General features: G+C 48.8%; 17 protein-coding genes. 7 read left to right on the forward strand and 10 right to left on the reverse strand.

Annotated features, from left to right (window positions below; all coding sequences use genetic code 11):
* Positions 1 to 21: 21 nt before the first annotated feature.
* From P3L47_RS22330 to P3L47_RS22365, 8 genes are all read right to left on the reverse strand, one after another.
* A complete protein-coding gene (locus P3L47_RS22330; protein ID WP_277782174.1) occupies positions 22 to 1,290 on the reverse strand; it encodes an ABC transporter permease in 1,269 nt (422 codons plus the stop codon).
* Between the two features lie 10 nt (positions 1,291 to 1,300).
* Complete coding sequence (locus P3L47_RS22335) at positions 1,301 to 2,548, reverse strand: ABC transporter permease (protein WP_277782175.1); 1,248 nt, start codon at positions 2,546 to 2,548, stop codon at positions 1,301 to 1,303.
* A gap of 81 nt (positions 2,549 to 2,629) precedes the next feature.
* On the reverse strand, positions 2,630 to 3,904 hold the full coding sequence (locus P3L47_RS22340) for an ABC transporter permease (protein WP_277782176.1): 1,275 nt from the start codon (positions 3,902 to 3,904) through the stop codon (positions 2,630 to 2,632).
* 10 nt (positions 3,905 to 3,914) lie between these two features.
* Complete coding sequence (locus P3L47_RS22345; RefSeq protein ID WP_277782177.1) at positions 3,915 to 5,222, reverse strand: ABC transporter permease; 1,308 nt, start codon at positions 5,220 to 5,222, stop codon at positions 3,915 to 3,917.
* Between the two features lie 175 nt (positions 5,223 to 5,397).
* Entirely contained in the window at positions 5,398 to 6,645 is a 1,248-nt protein-coding gene (locus P3L47_RS22350; protein WP_277782178.1) for an ABC transporter permease, read from the reverse strand.
* A 9-nt stretch (positions 6,646 to 6,654) separates the two neighbouring features.
* Entirely contained in the window at positions 6,655 to 7,956 is a 1,302-nt protein-coding gene (locus tag P3L47_RS22355) for an ABC transporter permease (RefSeq protein ID WP_345799059.1), read from the reverse strand.
* Positions 7,957 to 8,119: 163 nt separating this feature from the next.
* On the reverse strand, positions 8,120 to 8,785 hold the full coding sequence (locus tag P3L47_RS22360; RefSeq protein WP_122363341.1) for an ABC transporter ATP-binding protein: 666 nt from the start codon (positions 8,783 to 8,785) through the stop codon (positions 8,120 to 8,122).
* Positions 8,786 to 8,796: 11 nt separating this feature from the next.
* A complete protein-coding gene (locus P3L47_RS22365; protein ID WP_122363342.1) occupies positions 8,797 to 10,041 on the reverse strand; it encodes an efflux RND transporter periplasmic adaptor subunit in 1,245 nt (414 codons plus the stop codon).
* Between the two features lie 207 nt (positions 10,042 to 10,248).
* On the opposite strand from P3L47_RS22365, the gene P3L47_RS22370 reads away from it, so the two are divergent.
* Positions 10,249 to 11,088 carry a PepSY-like domain-containing protein gene (locus P3L47_RS22370; RefSeq protein WP_277782179.1) on the forward strand — a complete coding sequence of 280 codons (840 nt, stop codon included), beginning with the start codon at positions 10,249 to 10,251 and terminating at the stop codon, positions 11,086 to 11,088.
* A gap of 560 nt (positions 11,089 to 11,648) precedes the next feature.
* Here the strand turns inward: P3L47_RS22370 and galB are convergent.
* Entirely contained in the window at positions 11,649 to 14,156 is a 2,508-nt protein-coding gene (gene galB, locus P3L47_RS22375; RefSeq protein WP_277782180.1) for a beta-galactosidase GalB, read from the reverse strand.
* 93 nt (positions 14,157 to 14,249) lie between these two features.
* On the opposite strand from galB, the gene P3L47_RS22380 reads away from it, so the two are divergent.
* Entirely contained in the window at positions 14,250 to 15,554 is a 1,305-nt protein-coding gene (locus P3L47_RS22380; RefSeq protein ID WP_122363345.1) for an anaerobic C4-dicarboxylate transporter family protein, read from the forward strand.
* Between the two features lie 114 nt (positions 15,555 to 15,668).
* Positions 15,669 to 16,028 (forward strand): thioredoxin family protein, encoded by a 360-nt coding sequence (locus P3L47_RS22385; protein ID WP_122363346.1) that lies wholly within the window; start codon positions 15,669 to 15,671, stop codon positions 16,026 to 16,028.
* Between the two features lie 15 nt (positions 16,029 to 16,043).
* Here P3L47_RS22385 and P3L47_RS22390 read toward each other — a convergent pair whose 3' ends face one another.
* Positions 16,044 to 16,694, reverse strand: coding sequence for a DUF5715 family protein (locus P3L47_RS22390; protein ID WP_122363347.1), 651 nt, complete (start codon positions 16,692 to 16,694; stop codon positions 16,044 to 16,046).
* Positions 16,695 to 16,800: 106 nt separating this feature from the next.
* Between P3L47_RS22390 and P3L47_RS22395 the strand changes: the two genes are divergently transcribed.
* From P3L47_RS22395 to P3L47_RS22410, 4 genes are all read left to right on the forward strand, one after another.
* Positions 16,801 to 17,049 (forward strand): hypothetical protein, encoded by a 249-nt coding sequence (locus P3L47_RS22395; protein WP_122363438.1) that lies wholly within the window; start codon positions 16,801 to 16,803, stop codon positions 17,047 to 17,049.
* Positions 17,034 to 17,348 (forward strand): type II toxin-antitoxin system RelE/ParE family toxin, encoded by a 315-nt coding sequence (locus P3L47_RS22400; RefSeq protein WP_122363348.1) that lies wholly within the window; start codon positions 17,034 to 17,036, stop codon positions 17,346 to 17,348. The genes P3L47_RS22395 and P3L47_RS22400 overlap by 16 nt, the downstream gene beginning before the upstream one ends.
* A gap of 118 nt (positions 17,349 to 17,466) precedes the next feature.
* The gene (locus P3L47_RS22405; protein ID WP_277782181.1) at positions 17,467 to 18,471 is read left to right on the forward strand and encodes a PhoH family protein; all 1,005 of its coding nucleotides are present in this window, start codon (positions 17,467 to 17,469) and stop codon (positions 18,469 to 18,471) included.
* A 13-nt stretch (positions 18,472 to 18,484) separates the two neighbouring features.
* A complete protein-coding gene (locus tag P3L47_RS22410) occupies positions 18,485 to 19,435 on the forward strand; it encodes a phosphoribosylaminoimidazolesuccinocarboxamide synthase (protein WP_122352296.1) in 951 nt (316 codons plus the stop codon).
* Positions 19,436 to 19,439: the final 4 nt, after the last annotated feature.

Raw genomic sequence — 19,439 nt, forward strand, 5'->3', positions numbered from 1 at the left:
GAACCGCCCGTACGGGATCTGTTATTCGTAATGCAGGGCTTCTGCCGGTTCCATCTTCATGGCACGCCAGGCCGGATATAAAATGCCGGATATGATCATCAGCGACATAAGCAGGCAAGTCAACACTGTTCCTATCAGGAAACGAGGGAGGGTAAAGTCCGCCCAATAGATGTTGACCAGTTCGGCTACTCCCAGGTTAAAGCAGATGATGACGGCAGGCAGCATGGCCAGGAACAGCATCACCAATCCTTCGCTTATCAACAAAGTCCGCAAACCTTGTGAAGTAGAGCCCAGGGCGACACGCAGTCCCATCTCCCCCCGGCGGTGCTGCGTACGAAACCAGAACGTTCCGGAGATACCCAGGAAGATATTCACAACCAGAAAAAACAGAAGGAACAGGCGCATCCTTATATCGCTCAGTACCGGGCTTACGACTGCCCTCTTTATCAATGAAGAGGGACGGACATCTATCATATATAGATTACCTACCGACAACTGCGTCGCCATATCCCGGCGAAACTCGTCACTGAAACGGAGAGCGGCATCCGGACGGATACGGACGCAGAGCTCCATATTCGCCAGGTCGTTCGAACTCATTTCACCGGCTATTTCACCTTCCGGCAGCAAGGTATAAAAACAAGGCCTGCTCTTTTCATACTCCGTCCAGCGGATAGGGGTACAAAGGGCTTTTACCTCCTTAAAGTAGCCGTCTTTACCGATCTGTAGACTTTTACCTACCGCATTCTCGCCCGGCAGCAGTTCCGCGGCGCCATTGGCCGACAAAACGATCGAACGTACATCGAGCGCATCGGCCAGGGTCGGCCCGTTCCCTCCTTCGCGTTCTATACGGAAGACACGGAAGAAGGAAGGCGTTACTTTGTAGCGTTGCATAGTCACCCCTACCGTATCTTTATAGAACAGGCGGTTATAATAGATCTGGTTGGTATAATGTGTTGCGGCATACGGCTGAGAGCCTATCGACAACGATACTTCCTCCACAGCCGGGTATTGCCGGATACGCTCCATGATGGTCAACAGATCCTGGCCGGTAGTCGTTTCTTTGGTAGCGGGGTCGAGGTAGTTGTCGCTATCGGGAGTACGTTCGTTGATATCGACACGATAAGTATCGGTTATGTCGAATCCCAACGGAGTACGGACGATCGTAGACAGTACGCTCATATAATCGATAATGTACCACAGGCAGACAGAGACCAACATCAATTCCGTCAGTATCCAGACGTTACTCTTACGCTGGTTCCATATTATTTTAAACAGGTGCTTTATCATCATACGTTCCTCCTTATTCCCCTTTTAATGATTCAACAATAGGTATCGACGATACACGCCACGCCGGGACACAGGCACTCAATAAGTTCAGCAGCGAACAGAACAGGAAAGCGATCAGGAACACCTCCGGACGGAACAGGATCGATAACGGCACCTCCGCCGTCACATCCATACCGAAGTAGGTGGAAGAGGTGAACACCCAATCCTTCAACAGGTAAAGGAACCAATAGGAGAACAGCAACCCCAGTAACCCGCTGACTACCGACAACACGATATTCTCGTAAACGATCTGTCCGAGCAACCCGGCCCGGGTACATCCGAACGCCTTACGCACTCCCAGTTCGCTCACCCGTTCTTTCATCCGCGATAAAGTCAGGCCCGAGAGGTTGATGGCAGGCACCAATAAAGCGATCAAGATCGGGATAATAGCATTGAGATAGACCATTCGCATATCCGGCATACCGGGACCGAAACGCATCTCTTCCACATATTTGGTATCCGGCTGTCGATAGTAATAGACCTTATGATCGACCAGCGTCTTATTATATTGTTCCGTCCGTCGGTCGATCTCCTCGCGTATCTCGTCGAAATCGGACGAAGAGCGGGCCACGATCATACATTTGTAATGTCCCATAATATTTTCCGCTCCTTTTATCTCGGGGATATTGGCCGAAGTGAAAGGTACCCAAGCATGGGCATAGGAGAATGTAGTACGGGGAGTGACATCGGCCACCACAGCGCAGACCGTATAGGGGACGAAGCTGAGCTGCATGCTCTTCCCCACCGCCTCGTCGATCGAGCCGAACATGCGGCGTGCCAGCTTTTCGCTGATCACCACTTTCCGGATACCGGCGTCGAACTCGGCTTTGGTGTATAGGTTTCCCCTCAATACATTGAAGGAGCATATCTTCCAGAACACATCATCGGTGAAGAGAACGAAGCAGCGTTCGCCCGGATCACCGGGTATGGTTGCCAGGTGCGACTGTGCCGGGGAGGTGATACAAACCGCCTCCGGTATCTCCAACGACTGAAAACATTCGCGGATCGTCTTTAGCGACAGGTAACCGTTGGCCTGGGTGCTTTCGGTCAGTTTATCTTGCACACCGACCCACTTGACATAAAGCGTCCGTTCGCGGGCCGTCTCGGGAGGCATGTTCTTGTACATCGCCTGGTGAGCGATGATAATCGTCATGATAAGCGATATGGCCAATGCCGTACCGAAGATCGAGATGAAGCTGAGCCAGGGGCTCTCCTTCAACATGTGAAAGGTTTGTTTGAAATATTGTTTATACATAGTTTTTTGTGTTGTGTAGGGGCGGTTCGCGAACCGCCCTTACGGGAGTCATTCATAGTGCAAGGCTTCTGCCGGCTCCAGGTGTGCCGCTTTATGCGACGGGTACCAGACGGCAAGGGTGATGATACCGGCCAGGATTCCCCAGGTAAGGAGGCTGACGGTCAGCAGACGGCCGAAAGTAACCTCCATCACTTCCGTACTAAGCAGGCCGGCGAAGGCTACATTCACACAGATCAGCAAGGCAGGTACGGCAGTAATAGTCAGTATCATCAATCCCTCGCCGATCAGCAACTGCTGCAGGCGGAGACGGGTAGAACCGACCGCCATGCGAATCCCCAGCTCGTTACGGCGACGGTTCACACGGAACCAAAATGTCCCGATCACAGCCAAAAAGACATTGATCAGCAGGAAGAGGTTAATGGCAACATCCAGCTTCTGCCCACCCGTATTCATCGAGGTCGCCAGATAGTTCGTACGTACATCGGGATAATATTGAACATTCGCCAGCCAGAAGTTTCCCGCCGCTAGCCGGTGTTTCATCTCTTTCTTAAAACGGACGGCATATTCGGAAGCACTTTCCACCGCGACATTCGGACGAACCCGGAAACAGATCTGCATCTTCCCCAGCTCCTGTTCACCCATCCTGAGGATACTCCGTTCCTTCATCTCTTTAAAGACAATCGAAGGCGGTTGACTGAACTCTTCGCGTTTCACGGCCCTCGTTACTCCCTTTACACGGAAACGAAAGGTATCATCCTGAAGGATAAGCAACTCCTCGCCGTCCACCTTCGTCGAACCGAAACATTCCATTGCCATCGGCTCACTGATAAGGATACCCTCCTGAATAGCTGCAGCCAGCTCGTCCGACGAATCGCCATCGGCTGTATGTATATCGAACACACGAAAATAACCGGGCGTAACGTTGAAGTCAAAGGCATTCCGGAAAAGAGAATCTTTCTCCTGAAAGTAAGTCTCCGAATTGGACATATATGTATAAGGCATCGAAGCCCCGTTCGCCATACCTACCACCTGCACGTCGGGATGTGCCTCCAACTGGCGGATGATACGCATGAAATCCTCTCCCGCCTCCTGGCTTCCCTTTTCGTAGGCAATATAGGAAGCGCTGCTTGAAGGACGTACTGCCAGCGTCACCTTATAGACATTTTCAAACGAATATTCCATCGGTTGCACCTGTGTTATCCGGTTCATCATCATCCGGTCGACGGCGTACCAAAGCAGTACGAAGACGACAAGTAGTTCGACAAACACCCAGGTATTGCTGCGGCGTTGTGTTTTGATCAGTTTCAGTATATGTAACAGCATATCTATCTCTTTAATTGTGATTTAATGACTCAGTTATATTCACACGGATCGCACGCCAAGCAGGGATCATCGACGACATCAGGTTCAATACGAAGCAAACCAGGAAGGCATAGCCGAACACGGCCGGACTCAACAGCATTCCGAATGTCAGTTCCGTCTGCACACTGCCCTGTACCATAGCGATGATACCCGGAGTAAGCAGCAACTGCTGGAAAAGCGCAACCATCCCATAAGAGACCAGTAGTCCAACCAATCCGCCCGGCAGCATCAACAACAAGTTTTCTATCAGTACCTGTGTCAACAGCCGGTTCTTACGTGCCCCGAAAGCCTTCCGCACACCCAGTTCGGAAATACGGTCCTGCATCCGTGAAGCGTTCAGACCGGACAGGTTCAGAGCCGGGATCAGCATGAAAAGCAAGATCAGGAACAGGAGTATCAGATAAACCGCTGTCACGGAGCCGCCCATCACAAACTGGCGGACCACATGCGTCAGATGCGTCTCCACCCCGTTCATCATACTGAGCTTTCCGTCGGCCAGGGTCGTATTATAACGGTCGATCATTTCTTCCAGTTCAAGGCTCACCTCATCGGCTCCCATCCCGTCGACAGGCAGAATACAGACCGTCAGCAAGCCGACCGACACATCGCGTTCATTGGAGGCCCCCATAATCAGCGGTATGGAAGTATAAGGCATCCACATATCGGCATAAACGGACGGTGTAACGGCAGAGATATCCTTTACCACACCACTGACAGAATATTCGGTATCATCGAGCAGAATGCTTTTTCCCGTCACACCGGTCGTCGTCGAAAAAATACGGCGTGCCAGCGATTCGGAAACGACCACACGGGGGAAACCCGACTGGAACTCCTCCTCACTAAACGGCTTCCCTTCGATAAATGAAAAAGAAAAGAGGCGCCAAAAGCTATTGTTCGTCCCCATCACCTGTACCTTCTGCGGGTCGTCTCCCCCTGGAATCTGTACATAAGTATCGCCATGAAGCATGCTTGTAATGGCCGTGTTGGTCATCAGTGCCACCTCCTTCGCCGACTTCAACGGCATCAGGCATTCTTTAGCAGAACGGATGCCCCAGAAGAAAGTAGTGTTGCTTTTGCCCCGCTCATATTTCATCTGGTCGATGTACAGGTATTTGCCGCGATGCACTTCGGGGGCAATGTCGGCGGTACGGATATGGTACACGATCGCCATGACCATCACCATCGAGATAGCCAATCCGGTACCGATGATATAGACCGCGCTGTAGAAGCGGTTTTGCTTCATCAGGTTCCAGGCTTGTTTGAAGTATTGTTTATACATGGTGCAATATTATTTGTTTTGATTCTGCAAAGGCAAATGCCGTGCCACAAACATAACTAACTGATAGTAAGCCCCAAGAGCAAATACCGTAGTGTTCAATAACGAACAGTGGTCACGGTATCGAACACTGCAGGTTTAGTTGGTTTAACTGTTTGAACATATCCCTCGCTGTCTTTTATTCATAATGTAATGCTTCCGCCGGTTCGATACGGGAAGAGCGGCGGGCCGGATACCAGGTACCGAGCACGACCACGAACACCAGCAAAACCAGCGTGATCACCGTAGTCAATCCGCAACGTAAAGGCGTTACGTCCATATACTGCTTCGGAAGCAGGTCGAGATGTATCAGATTCAGGCAGACGACCAGTGCCGGAAGGAAAGCGATAAACAACAGAATCATCCCTTCTCCCACCATCTGCCACAGGATGGTATGCCGGGAAGAGCCGACCGCCATACGTAAGCCTATCTCCGAATTACGTTTATTGATACGCAACCAGAATGTTCCGATCACTCCCAGGAATATGTTAAGCAGGAAAAAGACGGCAAAGCCAATCCGGTAATTCAAGATATTATAAGCCTTTTGGAGCTGCACGTCGCGGTAATTACTCAGAGGCGTGACCTCCGACAGATAGAAATTGCCGGCTTGCAACTGTTGTCGCATCTCCCGCCCGAAACGTTCGGCAAAGTCGTTCTTCGCCACCCCTTTTTTCACACGGAAACAAATGTCGACAGAGCTCCAGAGATCGTTCTCACTCTCAACGGACAACAAAGACTCGTTCAACGGGACAAAAAGGAAACATGCCGGACGGTCGAACTCCGTCCGTTTCATCAGCCCGGTAACGCCCGTCACACGCATCTCCAGGCTATCGCCTTTATCGAGGATGGTCTGCCCGATAGCCGAAGAACCGGGAAAGAGCCGTTCTTCCACGGCGGAAGAAATCACATAGCCCTCAGTCATAGCCTGCGCCAACGTTTCGGGATTGCCATCGGAGCCGGCAACACGGAACACACGGAAGTAGTCGGGCGTAACGGTCAGAATATCGGCATTCACCCTCAACGTATCGTGCCAAAACTGGTTACTCATATTGCTGCGGCAATAAGGGAAATGCCAGGAACCGACACTCACACCTTCTATATCCGGGTGCTGGCGAAGACGTTCGGCAATACGTTGCATATTCAGCCAGGGCTCGGGACTATCTTCTTCGTAAGTAATATACCCGTTTTCGTTCTTCTGACGGACGGCAAGGGTCAGCTTATAGGTGTTATCTATATGAAAGCCTGTCGGGGTAGAGGCGGTAATGGTCAGGACGGACAGGAAATCGACGATATACCACATCAGGGCGGAGACGACAAACAATTCGAGCACGATCCACAAGTTGAAACGGCGTTGTGTCCATATTAATTTAAATAGATGTCTTATCATAATATATCATTATTTATCGTTGATCGAGTCTGCTATCGGCCGGCGCACGGCTTTCCATACGGGCAGCAGCGACGAGAGCAGATTAAGGAACACGCAAAGCCCGAAAGCCGAAAAGAAAAGCGGGAAGTTGAACAACATGCCGAATGTGAGTTGTACATCACCCGTCGCAGCCATGTATCCGACGCTGCCGAGCAGGAAGTTACGCAACACGACAACCAGTACCCACGACACCAGCAAACCGGCCAGCCCGCCGATACAGGTCAACATCAGGTTTTCGGTCAGTACCTGCGACACCAACGTACGCGCACCGGCCCCAAAAGCTTTCCTCAGCCCCATCTCTTCGGTGCGTTCCTGCATCCGCGAAGAGATAAGCCCCGTCAGGTTGATGGCGGGAACCAGCATGAAGACCAACGCGATAAGCAAGTAACGGCGGATGATGTCCGGCAGCGAAGAACCGTAGTCGAGTTTCTGAAGCTCCGTCTGCTTCGGGGTGGATAGCCACAATGTATCCACATACCTCTCCTGCAAAGTAGCGTTGTATTGGAGCCGGCGGCGGTTCACCTCATCGCGGACGGCTTCGAAACGGGCGGGACCGGAGACAAGCAGGTAGGCGACAACAGGGCCGGCAGACCTCTCGGCATTGGCCGTTTCCGCCAGGACAGGAACCGAGGTGATCGGTATCCAGATATCGGCACAAGTCATCGACATAACCGATGAAACATCCCTCACCACCCCACTGACGCGGTATTCCAGCCCGTTGAGTAGAACGGCTTTGCCTTCCGCCTCTATCGTTCCGAACAGGCGGCGGGCATACGATTCACTCAACACGGCACGCTTCACGCCACTTTCAAATTCTTCACCGGTAAAGGGTTTACCGCTGAGGAAACGAAACCGGAAAATCTGCCAGAACGCACCGTCGACAGCCTCAACCATCGTCTTATAGCGGTCGGGACTTCCGGGCAACTGCGAATAGACGGTTCCCATCAATATATCCACCGCTTGCGGATTGATCGCGAAGGCAACTTTCTCCACCTCCGACAATTCACCCAATATCTGCCGGGCAGCATGCAGCGAAAGCGACCAGTTGTGCGTTCCGCCATTCTCATCCTTCGACTTCACCGATACACGGTTAAGCTGCAACAGCCTGCTCCGGCAATCCTCCGGAGCAATGTCTGCCGTGCGGATGTAATAGACCGTGGCCATGATCATCACCATCGAGATGGCAAGCCCCGTCCCCAGGATGTAAACGAAACTGAAGAAGCGGTTCTGCTTCATCAATTGCCAGGCCTGTTTGAGGTATTGTTTATACATAATGTCTATCTTTGTTATTCAAACTTTAAAATCACACTAGTCATGGATAAGGAACTACCCAAATCGCAATTATCAGGCATCACACCGGCCCGAGTATTGCTACGCGTCAGTAAAAGCCATCTGCCCGCCCTTCCCGATACGGACAATGCATGAGGGCTCATCCTTACTGTACCTGTCGTCCGTCGAAGAACCTCACCGTACGGCTGGTCTGCTGTGCCTGCGCTTCGTTGTGGGTTACCATCACGATGGTGCGTCCGTCTTCCTTGTTCAGTTTATGAAGTATCTCCATGACCTCGATACCCATCTTCGAGTCCAAGTTACCGGTCGGCTCATCCGCCAGGATGATCTCGGGGTTACCGACAATCGCACGGGCAATGGCTACACGCTGGCACTGACCACCGGACAACTGGGTCGGGAAGTGACGCATACGGTGACTCAGACCGACCTTTTCGAGAACGGCTTCGGCTGCCTTGCGGCGTTCGGAGGAAGAGACGTTGCGGTAGAGTAACGGTAACTCCACATTATCCAGGACATTCAGTGAATTGATCAGATGGAACGACTGGAAGACAAAGCCCAGCGTCTTATTACGGAAAGCAGCCAGCTGCTTGTCGTTCATATTGCTGGTATTCGTACCGGCAATTTCCACCATACCGCCTGTCGGAGCGTCCAGCAGGCCGATAATGTTCAATAAGGTCGATTTTCCACAACCGGACGGTCCCATGATGCTCAGGAATTCACCTTTTTGGATATCCAAATTTACATTTTCCAGGGCAACTGTTTCAATCTCCTTCGTGCGGTAGATCTTTTCGAGGTTTGTTAACTTGATCATGATGTTTGATATTAATTGATTTTGAGTTTGTTCTTATCCTTGTAGCTGCTCATGTCGGAGACGATGACTTCGTCGCCGGGCTGCAGGCCGCTGACCACTTCCACGTATTCGTAATTGCTGTCACCGAGCTGGACTTTGCGCTTCAGCAGTTGGTCGCCGTTGATGACAAACAGTTCGTATTCACCTTTACCTACATAATAGGAAGCGTTGGCAATGCGCATGACGTCGTCTTTTACGGCGTTCATGACGTAGACGTCCGTCTTCAGGCCGGAGCGGAGACGGCGGTGGTTGTCTTCCTCCAACTGCACGGTAAAGGAGATCACGCCGTTCTTTGAAAGCGGGGTGACGTCGCTGACGGTACCTTCCAGCTTGTCACTGCCGATCTTAACGACCGCCTTACTGCCTGCGGCGATACGGTCGCCATACGTGTCGGCTATCTCTCCTTCGATCTTGAAGTGGGACAGGTCGGAGACGATGGCGACTTTCGTTCCCTGTGGCACCTGGGCACCGATCTCGTTGTTCACATACGTCAGGATAGCCTTACGCGGCGAACGGATCTGGGCATCGTCGAGCGTACGCTTGGTCTCGGCCAGGCCTTTGCGGAAGATGTTGAGTTCGAGTTCTTTTACCTTCAGATCAGCCTCGGAAAGAGCTTGTTCGTTGATGTATTTCTGTTCGTCTTCCTTCAGTTTGAGCTGGCTGACGTTGAAGTCGAGTTCTACCTGGCGCACTTTGTCGGTCGTTCCGGCACCGAGGCTGTCGAGATAGCGCTCGTTACGGAGTTCCACGGCTTTCCGGTCGAGTTCCATGCGGGACACTTTCAGTTTCATTTCCATTTCAGACAGCTTGCTTTGGTTGGTGACTTTCAGCTTTTCCAGTTCCAGGCGTTTCATCTGTTCTTCGTCCAGCAGTTTGTTGTATTCGGTTTCTGCGCTTTGCAGGTCCAGTTTCAGAATGGGGGTACCGACATCCACGGAATCACCGCCTTTTTTATAGATCTCGACGATGCGGGAATTGATCGGTGAGTTGATTATTTCTTCAAAGGCGGGAATCACTTTCCCGGATGCGCTGACCGATACTTCGATCACCCCTTTATCCACTTTCGAAATAGTAATGTCTTTACGATTCAGGCTGGTTTGCAGAAAAGAGATGACAACGGCAACGACGAGAACAATGCTCCCTACCCCTGCCCCGATCTTGATGATCTGTTTGCGTTGTTCTTTTCTCCGAACCTCTTTCGATATCTCTCTGTCCATATTTAGTATTGTTTTTATTTTCTGTCCTCCTAGGGGCAAACTCCGTGCCAAAAAGCTAAACAGCTGATTATGTGCAAAAAGGAAGGATGAACGGGTGTTCAATATCGGACAGTGTGTTCGGTTTTACGGAAAACATTCCTTACGTCCGGCTTGTTCTTTATCGACAAATAGAAATATGCACTTATTAATCGCTAAAACAATAAGAATATGAACATCAGGTCAATCTTTCTATCCCTTTTCGCCGTTTTGGGATTATTTCTCGCCAGTTGCGACAATAACGACGACGATCACAAAAATGCAATCGAACCGACCGAACCGGTCATGCAGGCTTTCAACAAGAAATATCCGAATGCCTCCAACCCGATCTTTACGATAGAGGGTAATTACTACGTAGCGGAATTCACGAACAACGGTGTCTCTACCGAAGCGTGGCTGACCGAACAGGGCAAGTGGATGATGGACAAAGCGGATACGCCTTTCAACCAGCTTCCGGAAGCGGTGACCGCCGCATTCGATAACGGACTTTATGCCGGTTGGAAAGTCGATGATTCTTATACGATCAACCGGGATAGCATGACGGTCGTTTATAAGATCGATGCCGAAAAAGGGAACAGCGATATGGATCTGTATTACTCCCTGTACGGCAATCTTATCAAGGCTGTAAATGATGAAGGGAATGAGGATGCCCCGATCGTGATACCGGCAGAGGTACATACGTTGATGGCATTCACCTTTGCAACCTGCGACTTGCTGGATATACAGAGTAATGCCGACGGGTATATCCTGAATATGCTGGATGGAAAGGTGTACAAGATTGCTCAGTTGAATAAGAATTATTTATGGCAAAGTACTTCCTACCAGATCGCGGAGCAGGATGTACCTGAGATCATCATGGATAGTTTCCAATCTACGGGCTACGCCGGAGACACGATTGAATCGATCCTGGTAAAGATCGATGCAAACGGCACATTCTATACCTTTACCGTCGATCACAACGGGCAGAGCACGGAGGTTACGTTCGATGCGATCGGAAATATCGTACAATAAGTAATTTTAAACCTACTTTTCCCTTGATGGAAAAGTAGTCAAAAGATCAAGGCTGAACCGGCTTCACTGCTACGGTGAAAGACTACGCGGACGTTCATCCGTTTAGGCCTTTCATAGGAAGCAGAGCTTCCTCTTAGGATTGCCGACACCGCTTGCTTTTTGCACGATTCCGGGTCAAGCCCGGAATGACAAGCTTGGGACTTCGGGATTGATAACAAACCTGTCATCCCGGGATGACAGCCTAAAGAACTGTCAGTATCGGCAATCACAGGAGAACGCTTTACGTTCTATGAAAGGCCTCAGCTGGCGAGCGTAAAGCGTAGCAGCCGGAGAGAGCGTCCGGAGCATCCGCTGTAGGGGTCGTTCGCGAACGACCCTTACCTATCGACAGCGAACGCAGGATACGGAGTAGCGAGGCAGGTGCAGCCTTGAACTTTTGGTTACTTTTCTTTCAAGAGAAAAGTAACATACAAATAGAACAATATCCGAATCTATCCATAAAAAAATCCCCTTCGCAGAATGATGTGCGAAAGGGATTTTCTCTATACCTTGAAATAATCTTATCTACTTATCAACTCAATCCGTGCGCTCTTGACTCCCGGTGAAGAAGCTTCGAAGTAGATCGTACCCGGAGTCTCTTCCGTTTGTACGATGGCAGTCAGCTGTCCGCTGAACAGCTTCATCTGCGGAGCCTGGAAAGATTCGAGGCTTGCCGAATTACCGTTGGCTGCCGCTTTATATGTACCGGCTCCACGAACATTGAACTTGATCTGGTTGGTGGCATCCGGACAAAGGTTACCGTTTTTATCCACTACCCGTACATTAATGAAAGACAGATCTTTGCCATCGGCAGTCAGATTGTTACGATCGGCAGAAAGCTCGATATGATGAGGTTTGCCGGCTGTATGTACTTCCTCTTCAGCAACTGCGTTTCCATCCTTATCGTAAGCAACCACTTTCAGCGTACCCGGCTCATATTTGGTATCCATCCACATCAGGCGATAGCGTTTCTGACGTTCGAAACTCTTCTGAGCCGCTTCGGTATAGCTGCTGTCGATGCCGATGCTCAGATCTTTCGTACGTTTACCCTGGCTCTTTCCGTTGATGAACAGCTCGGCAGAAGGATAGTTGGTGTAAACGAATACCGGAGTCACTTCACCTTCGCGTCCCGGCCATGTCCAGTGAGGCAGGATATGTAACGTCTTTTCAGCCTTGTTCCAATGACTGCGATACAGATAGTAGCGGTCCTTTGGAATACCGGCCAGGTCAATGATACCGAACAGGGAGCTATGGCTCGGCCAGTTAGTATAATACGGAGTCGGTTCACCCAGATAGTCGAAACCAGTCCATACGAACTCGCCGATACAATAAGGCAGGTCTTCATGCTGGATGAAATCGTCTTCCGGCAGGTTTGACCAGCCGCAATGCTCTACGTCGTAAGAAGAACTCTGATGATCGTCGTAGACAGCCATCGCCTTGCGTTCAACCGGGAATTTATAGACACCGCGTGAACTTACCGTTGAAGCCGTCTCACTTCCCAGAATAATTTCCTGCGGTAGTTTCTTGTAATTGACCTGATATCTGAACGGACGGTAGTTGAAACCGGCTACGTCCATTACGGCTGCAAAGTTATTGTTTACGACAGCATCCGGTGCATCCATACCCTGGGTTACCGGGCGAGTCGGGTCTTCCCGGTGGCAGATATCCTGCAGGAAGCGGGCAATCTTGGCATCTCCCTCGTTCCACTGGTTCGGCACTTCATTACCGATACACCACATCACCACACTCGGGTTATTACGGAAATGGTGAACCAGGTTTACCATGTCTTTTTCCGCCCATTCATCGAAGAAGAGATTGTAGCCGTTCTTACATTTAGCGACATTCCATTCGTCGAAGCTTTCAGCCATCAGCATCATACCCATCTCATCACAAGCCTTCACCAGTTCAGGAGCAGGCATGTTGTGGGAAGTACGGATCGCATTACACCCCATCTCTTTTAGGATACGGATCTGGCGACGGATAGCGGCATCATTCACAGCTGCTCCCAACGGCCCCAGGTCATGGTGGTTACATACGCCTTTGAACACGGTCTTTTCACCGTTCAGGAAAAAGCCTTTACCCGGAATGATCTCGATGGAACGGATACCGAACGGGGTCGTGTATTCGTCTTTCAACTCGGTTCCGTTCCGGTACAAACGGCTTTCTGCCACATACAGGGCCGGCATATCCGGTGACCAAAGTGTCGGAGTATGAACAATAAACTCCTGGTCGACCGAACCGTTATTATATTTAATGTCGGTCAATGGAAGCATTGTCTCTACCAGCATCTGTCCGTTCGGATTACGAAGGCTTGTTTTTACTGCATATTGTTTCGGGTCAGCTCCTGCCGGCAGGTTCACCTTCGTGTTTACATTCACTTTGGCAAATTCTTTCTTTACGATAGGAGTTGTCACATACGTTCCCCAAACAGGGATATGTGCATCTTCCGTAACAATCACATGTACGTTCCGATACAGACCGGCTCCGGGATACCAGCGGGATGATTCCGGCAGGTTTTCCAGGCGGACAGCCAATGTATTCTTCTGTCCCGGTTTCAGATACTTCGTAATATCGAAATGGAACGAGTTGTATCCATAAGGCCAATACCCTACTTCTTCTCCGTTAATATACACTTTCGCATGGCTCATCGCTCCATCGAACAGGATGGATGCTTTTTTACCTTCAGCGAACTGGGGGACTTCAAACTCGGTACGGTACCAACCGACACCAACAAAAGGCAGACCGCCTGTACGTCCGGCGTGTTCCATTGCCTCTTTCTGGCCATCCTGTGAAATGGCTACTTCCTGCTTGTCGTTCTGGGAACTGAACGGACCGTATATCGCCCAATCGTGAGGGACTGTCACCGATTGCCATTTACTGTCGTCGAAAGCGGGTTTGATAAAGTCGGGGTTATCCTCACGGGTGAACTTCCAGTTTTTCTCCAGAAGGAACTCACTGCGTACTTGTGCTGAAAGGTTGGTCAGCAGTCCGAATAACGCGACTAAAATAACTAAATTGAATCTTTTCATGCGCATTTTAATGTTTTTGTAGTTCTTAGCGCAGCAAAAATAGCTAAATTTGCAGCTTTCACAAACTAAATCTACAATAACAAGTTACTGAATATGTTAATTCAACTAGCGTTTGTACTAATTGCAATTATAATCGGAGCTCGCCTTGGTGGTATTGGGCTTGGTGTTTTAGGTGGGCTCGGGCTTGCCGTACTGACTTTTGTCTTCGGGCTCGAACCAACTTCTCCTCCTATCGACGTGATGTTGATGATCGTAGCCGTCATCGCTGCAGCCAGTTGCATGCAGGCAGCCGGTGGCCTGGACCTGATGGTGAAATGGGCAGAAAAACTTCTTCGTAAGAATCCTTCCAAAATTACAATATTAAGTCCGCTGGTTACCTATGTTTTCACGTTTATTGCCGGGACAGGACATGTGGCTTACTCGGTTTTACCGGTTATCGCGGAAGTGGCGACCGAAACGAAAATACGTCCGGAACGCCCGCTGGGTATTGCCGTGATCGCTTCACAGCAGGCTATTACAGCCAGTCCGATCTCTGCGGCGACCGTGGCTCTGTTGAGTATGCTGGTGGGACAAGGATTCAATGTGACTCTATTCGATATTCTGATGATCTCCGTACCTTGTACGCTGGCAGGCGTGCTGGCTGGTGCTTTCTATTCCCTGCGTGTCGGTAAAGAGCTGGAAGACGATCCTGAATTTAAAAGACGTATTGCAGAAGGTGAATTCACAACCCAAAAGTATGAGTTGAAAGATGTAAAGAATCAGAAAGCGGCCGGCTGGTCGGTTATCATATTTATCCTGGCGACTATCGGTATCATCCTGTTCGGTTCCATCGAAAGTATCCGTCCGACATTCAACGGCCAGTCTCTGTCGATGGCTTACATTATCGAGATATTGATGTTGTCGGCTGCCGCCATTATCCTGCTGGCAACCCGGACAGACGGGATCAAAGCCGTTCAGGGTTCGGTCTTTTCTGCCGGTATGCAGGCTGTTGTCGCCATCTTCGGTATTGCCTGGATGGGCGATACGTTTATCGGAGGGAATATGGCGGAGCTGAAAGGCTCGATTGAACAAATCGTTACCGAAATGCCTTGGTTATTCGGGATCGCCCTGTTTCTGATGTCTATCCTGCTATTCAGCCAGGCGGCAACCGTACGTGCTTTATTGCCGCTGGGAATCGCTCTGGGAATATCTCCTTATATGTTGATCGCCCTTTTCCCTGCCGTGAACGGTTACTTTTTCATACCGAACTACCCGACAGTCGTAGCTGCGATCAATTTTGACCGTACAGGAACCACCCATATCGGGAAATATATCCTGAATCACTCTTTTATGATCCCCGGATTGATCGCGACAGGAGTTTCCGTAATGCTAGGCTTACTCCTTATACAGCTATTTTAATATACAGAGGCAGTAAAGCAATCCGGTAAAATTGACAAATATATTAGACATTTTGCTATCTCATCGCTTCTGAATCTTGTATAATTTTGCACTGTAAATAAAAACAATGAGCATATGAAACCAGTAGAATTGACAAAAGCAGATTTCATTCAGAAAGTTGGTAATTTTGAAGCAGATCCGAAAGATTGGAAATATATAGGAGACAAACCTTGTATCGTGGACTTCCAGGCACCGTGGTGCGGTTACTGCAAACGCCTGGATCCAATATTGGATGAGTTCGCAGAAACATACGATGGAAAACTGACTATCTATAAAGTGAATGTAGATAATGAGGAAGCTCTGGAGACGGCATTCAATATCCGTACCATCCCGACACTTCTTATCTGCAAACCGGACGGGACAAAAGAATTCATGCTCGGAACAATGCCCAAGCACGAGTTAAAAAAGATCATTGAAGAAAATATCCTGAAATAAGATTCACACAGTCTGTTATTTACGGACTGTGATATGGAAACAGCCTTGCTTGCGTTCGTGCTTGATATAACAGCGTTCAGCCTTTCGCTGATCGCGGAGCACAGACGCAAGTACCATTTTCAGACGGTCGCTATCGATATTCAACGTATCCTTTTCGTCTATTTTGGTGTAACGAACCCAAGATATATCAAAAGTAGTACCATAACGGTGAGCTGAATTCATGGAAGCGTTATAGTTACGTTTTCCTAATTTCTTCACGTCATCGACCGTACGGGTAACGCTTGTCACCTTTACTTTATAGATGGAAGCATTCAGGTTATAAAGGGAATCCTGAAAATTACGTCCGATATCTTCCAGTAATGTAGCAGCTTCGGGGATGAGATAAGGGATGGAATGTTTCAATTCTTCCACTTCATAATAATCACAGGTCTTGATCTCTTTCATTTTTTTAGAGGCATGTTCGGCATCATCCCGGTTACTGATAGGTTCTATCCCTATTTTCTGCGCTACCGCCAACTGAACATCATTCAAGTCATTAAAGTCCCGGTTATAGCTACCATTATACCAAATAGTTTTCAACTCACCCCGCTTTTCCTTGCAAGAAGAAAAAGCACAAACAGCCAGCAATACGGCCACCAAACTTATTGTATTTATAAATAATTTCATCCTTTTTGATTTAGGGAAACAAAAATAAGAAAAATAACAGACTTAACAGGATAAGAGAAAAAAGATTTCGTACTTTTGTAAACAGCATAAATAAAAGAATATGGATATGAGTACTTTAGAACTAAGACTTTCACTGATTGAACAATTGACTCAAATCGATGATGAGCAGTTGTTGCACAAGATCAAAAATCTTATCAGCCAGCACACAGGCAAGAAAGCCGAACGCCTGCCGGCACAAATGACGGTAGATGAGCTGAAAGAGGTGTTGAAGAAATCTATAGAAGAATCCAAACAAGGATTAGGCATGACTTCCGATGAATTACGAAAAAGACATCCGTTATGCCAACAAGATTAAAGTGGTTGCCACAAGCTATTACCTTACTTGAAAATATTTACGGTTATTACAGTAAGAGGAGTGAACGCTCTGCCGTTCGCTTATATAACAGAATCATTGATTCTGCTGAACCGTTAAAGACATTCCCTCACGCAGGACCTCTCGAACCTTTATTAAAGGATTTTCCACAGAATTTTCATTCGTTTGTTGTCGAAAAACATTATAAGCTGATCTATACAATCAGCCCCGATCTCATCGAAATACATGCCATATGGGATTGCAGGCAAGACGACTGGAAACTTAAAGAAATGTTCCGATAGTTATTCTCAAAAAAAAACCCGAATCTATTTAGGAGACAAAGAATATTACTAATTTTGCGTACCTAAATAATAGATGGGATAAAAACATAAAAATTATAAGGAAAAAGGAAAAGAACGGATGATAGAACGAATATATATTCTGGAAAGCGTAGACCCGGTTATTTTTTACGGAGTGAACAATGCGAACATGCAGCTTATCAAAACACTGTTTCCCAAGCTTCGCATCGTTGCCCGAGGAAATGTGATGAAAGTAATCGGAGACGAAGATGAATCCGAACTGTTCCTGAAGAAAATCCGGGAAGTCGAGAAATACTGCGAGGAGTTCAATTCCCTGACCGAAGATGTCATACTCGACATTATCAAAGGTAAAGCCCCGACCGTCGTTAAACAGGAGAACCTGATCATTCATGGGATGAACGGTAAGGCGATCGTTGCCCGTACCGAAAACCAGCAATTACTCGTGAAAGCGTTCGAAGAGAACGACCTGGTATTTGCCACCGGTCCGGCTGGGACAGGCAAGACTTTCGTTGCGATCGCCCTGGCCGTAAAAGCATTAAAGAACAAAGAAATAAGGAAGATCATCCTGAGCCGACCTGCCGTCGAAGCCGGCGAGAAGCTGGGATTCCTTCCGGGAGAGATGAAAGACAAGCTCGATCCGTATCTCCAGCCGTTGTACGATGCCCTGCAGGATATGATACCGGGAGCGAAACTCAAAGAATATATGGAAAATAACGTGATTCAGATCGCTCCACTGGCTTTTATGCGCGGACGTACGCTGAACGATGCCGTTATTATCCTCGATGAAGCACAAAATACGACTACGCACCAGATCAAGATGTTCCTCACCCGCCTGGGTATGAATGCTAAAATGATCATTACCGGTGACGTAACGCAGATCGACCTTCCTCCCACAGCGACTTCCGGACTCGTGCAGGCCATGCAGATACTGAAAGGCGTAAAAGGGATCGGCAAGATTGAATTCGATAAGAAAGATATCGTACGCCATAAACTGGTGCAACGCATCGTCGAAGCTTACGATAAATTCGACGAAAAGAAAAAAGCCGCGCATGCCGCCGCTAAGACAACAACAGAAAAGAACAACAAACTATCAGAAAACAATTAAAAATAAATTGGTCATGAAGAAGGCGTTAGTTAAAACAGATTACAATTTCCCGGGACAAAAGAGTGTCTATCATGGTAAAGTACGCGACGTGTACAATATCAATGACGAAGTATTGGTGATGGTCGCAACCGACCGTATTTCAGCTTTCGACGTAGTATTGCCGGAAGGTATTCCTTACAAAGGCCAGATGTTGAACCAGATTGCTGCCAAATTCCTTGACGCGACCACCGACATTTGTCCGAACTGGAAAATGGCTTCACCCGACCCAATGGTTACCGTTGGTGTGCAGTGCGAAGGTTTCCCTGTTGAAATGATCGTACGCGGTTACCTTTGCGGTAGCGCATGGCGTGCTTACAAAAGCGGTGTACGCGAAATCTGCGGTGTGAAACTGCCGGAAGGGATGCGCGAAAACCAGCGTTTCCCGGAACCTATCATCACCCCGACAACGAAAGCTGCCATCGGTGCTCACGACGAAGATATCTCCAAAGAAGAAATCCTGAAACAGGGACTTGTTTCTGAAGCCGACTACGCCGTTCTTGAAAAATATACAATGGAGCTCTTCAAACGTGGTACAGAGATTGCAGCCGGACGCGGACTGATCCTGGTCGATACCAAATATGAATTCGGTCACCGTGACGGTAAGATCTACCTGATCGATGAGATCCATACACCGGACTCTTCCCGTTATTTCTATTCAGAAGGTTACGAAGACCGTTTCGCCAAAGGTGAACCGCAGAAACAGCTGTCTAAAGAATTCGTTCGCGAATGGTTGATGGATAACGGCTTCCAGGGTAAAGCAGGCCAGGTGGTTCCTGAAATGACTCCGGCTATCGTCGAAGGTATCAGCGACCGCTACATCGAGCTGTTCGAACATATCACCGGCGAAAAATTCGTGAAAGGCGATACAGACGACTTGCTTGCACGTATCGAAAAGAACGTTACAGATTATCTGAACAATAAATAAGAAT

Source organism: Parabacteroides chongii, assembly GCF_029581355.1.
Taxonomy (GTDB): Bacteria; Bacteroidota; Bacteroidia; order Bacteroidales; family Tannerellaceae; genus Parabacteroides; species Parabacteroides chongii.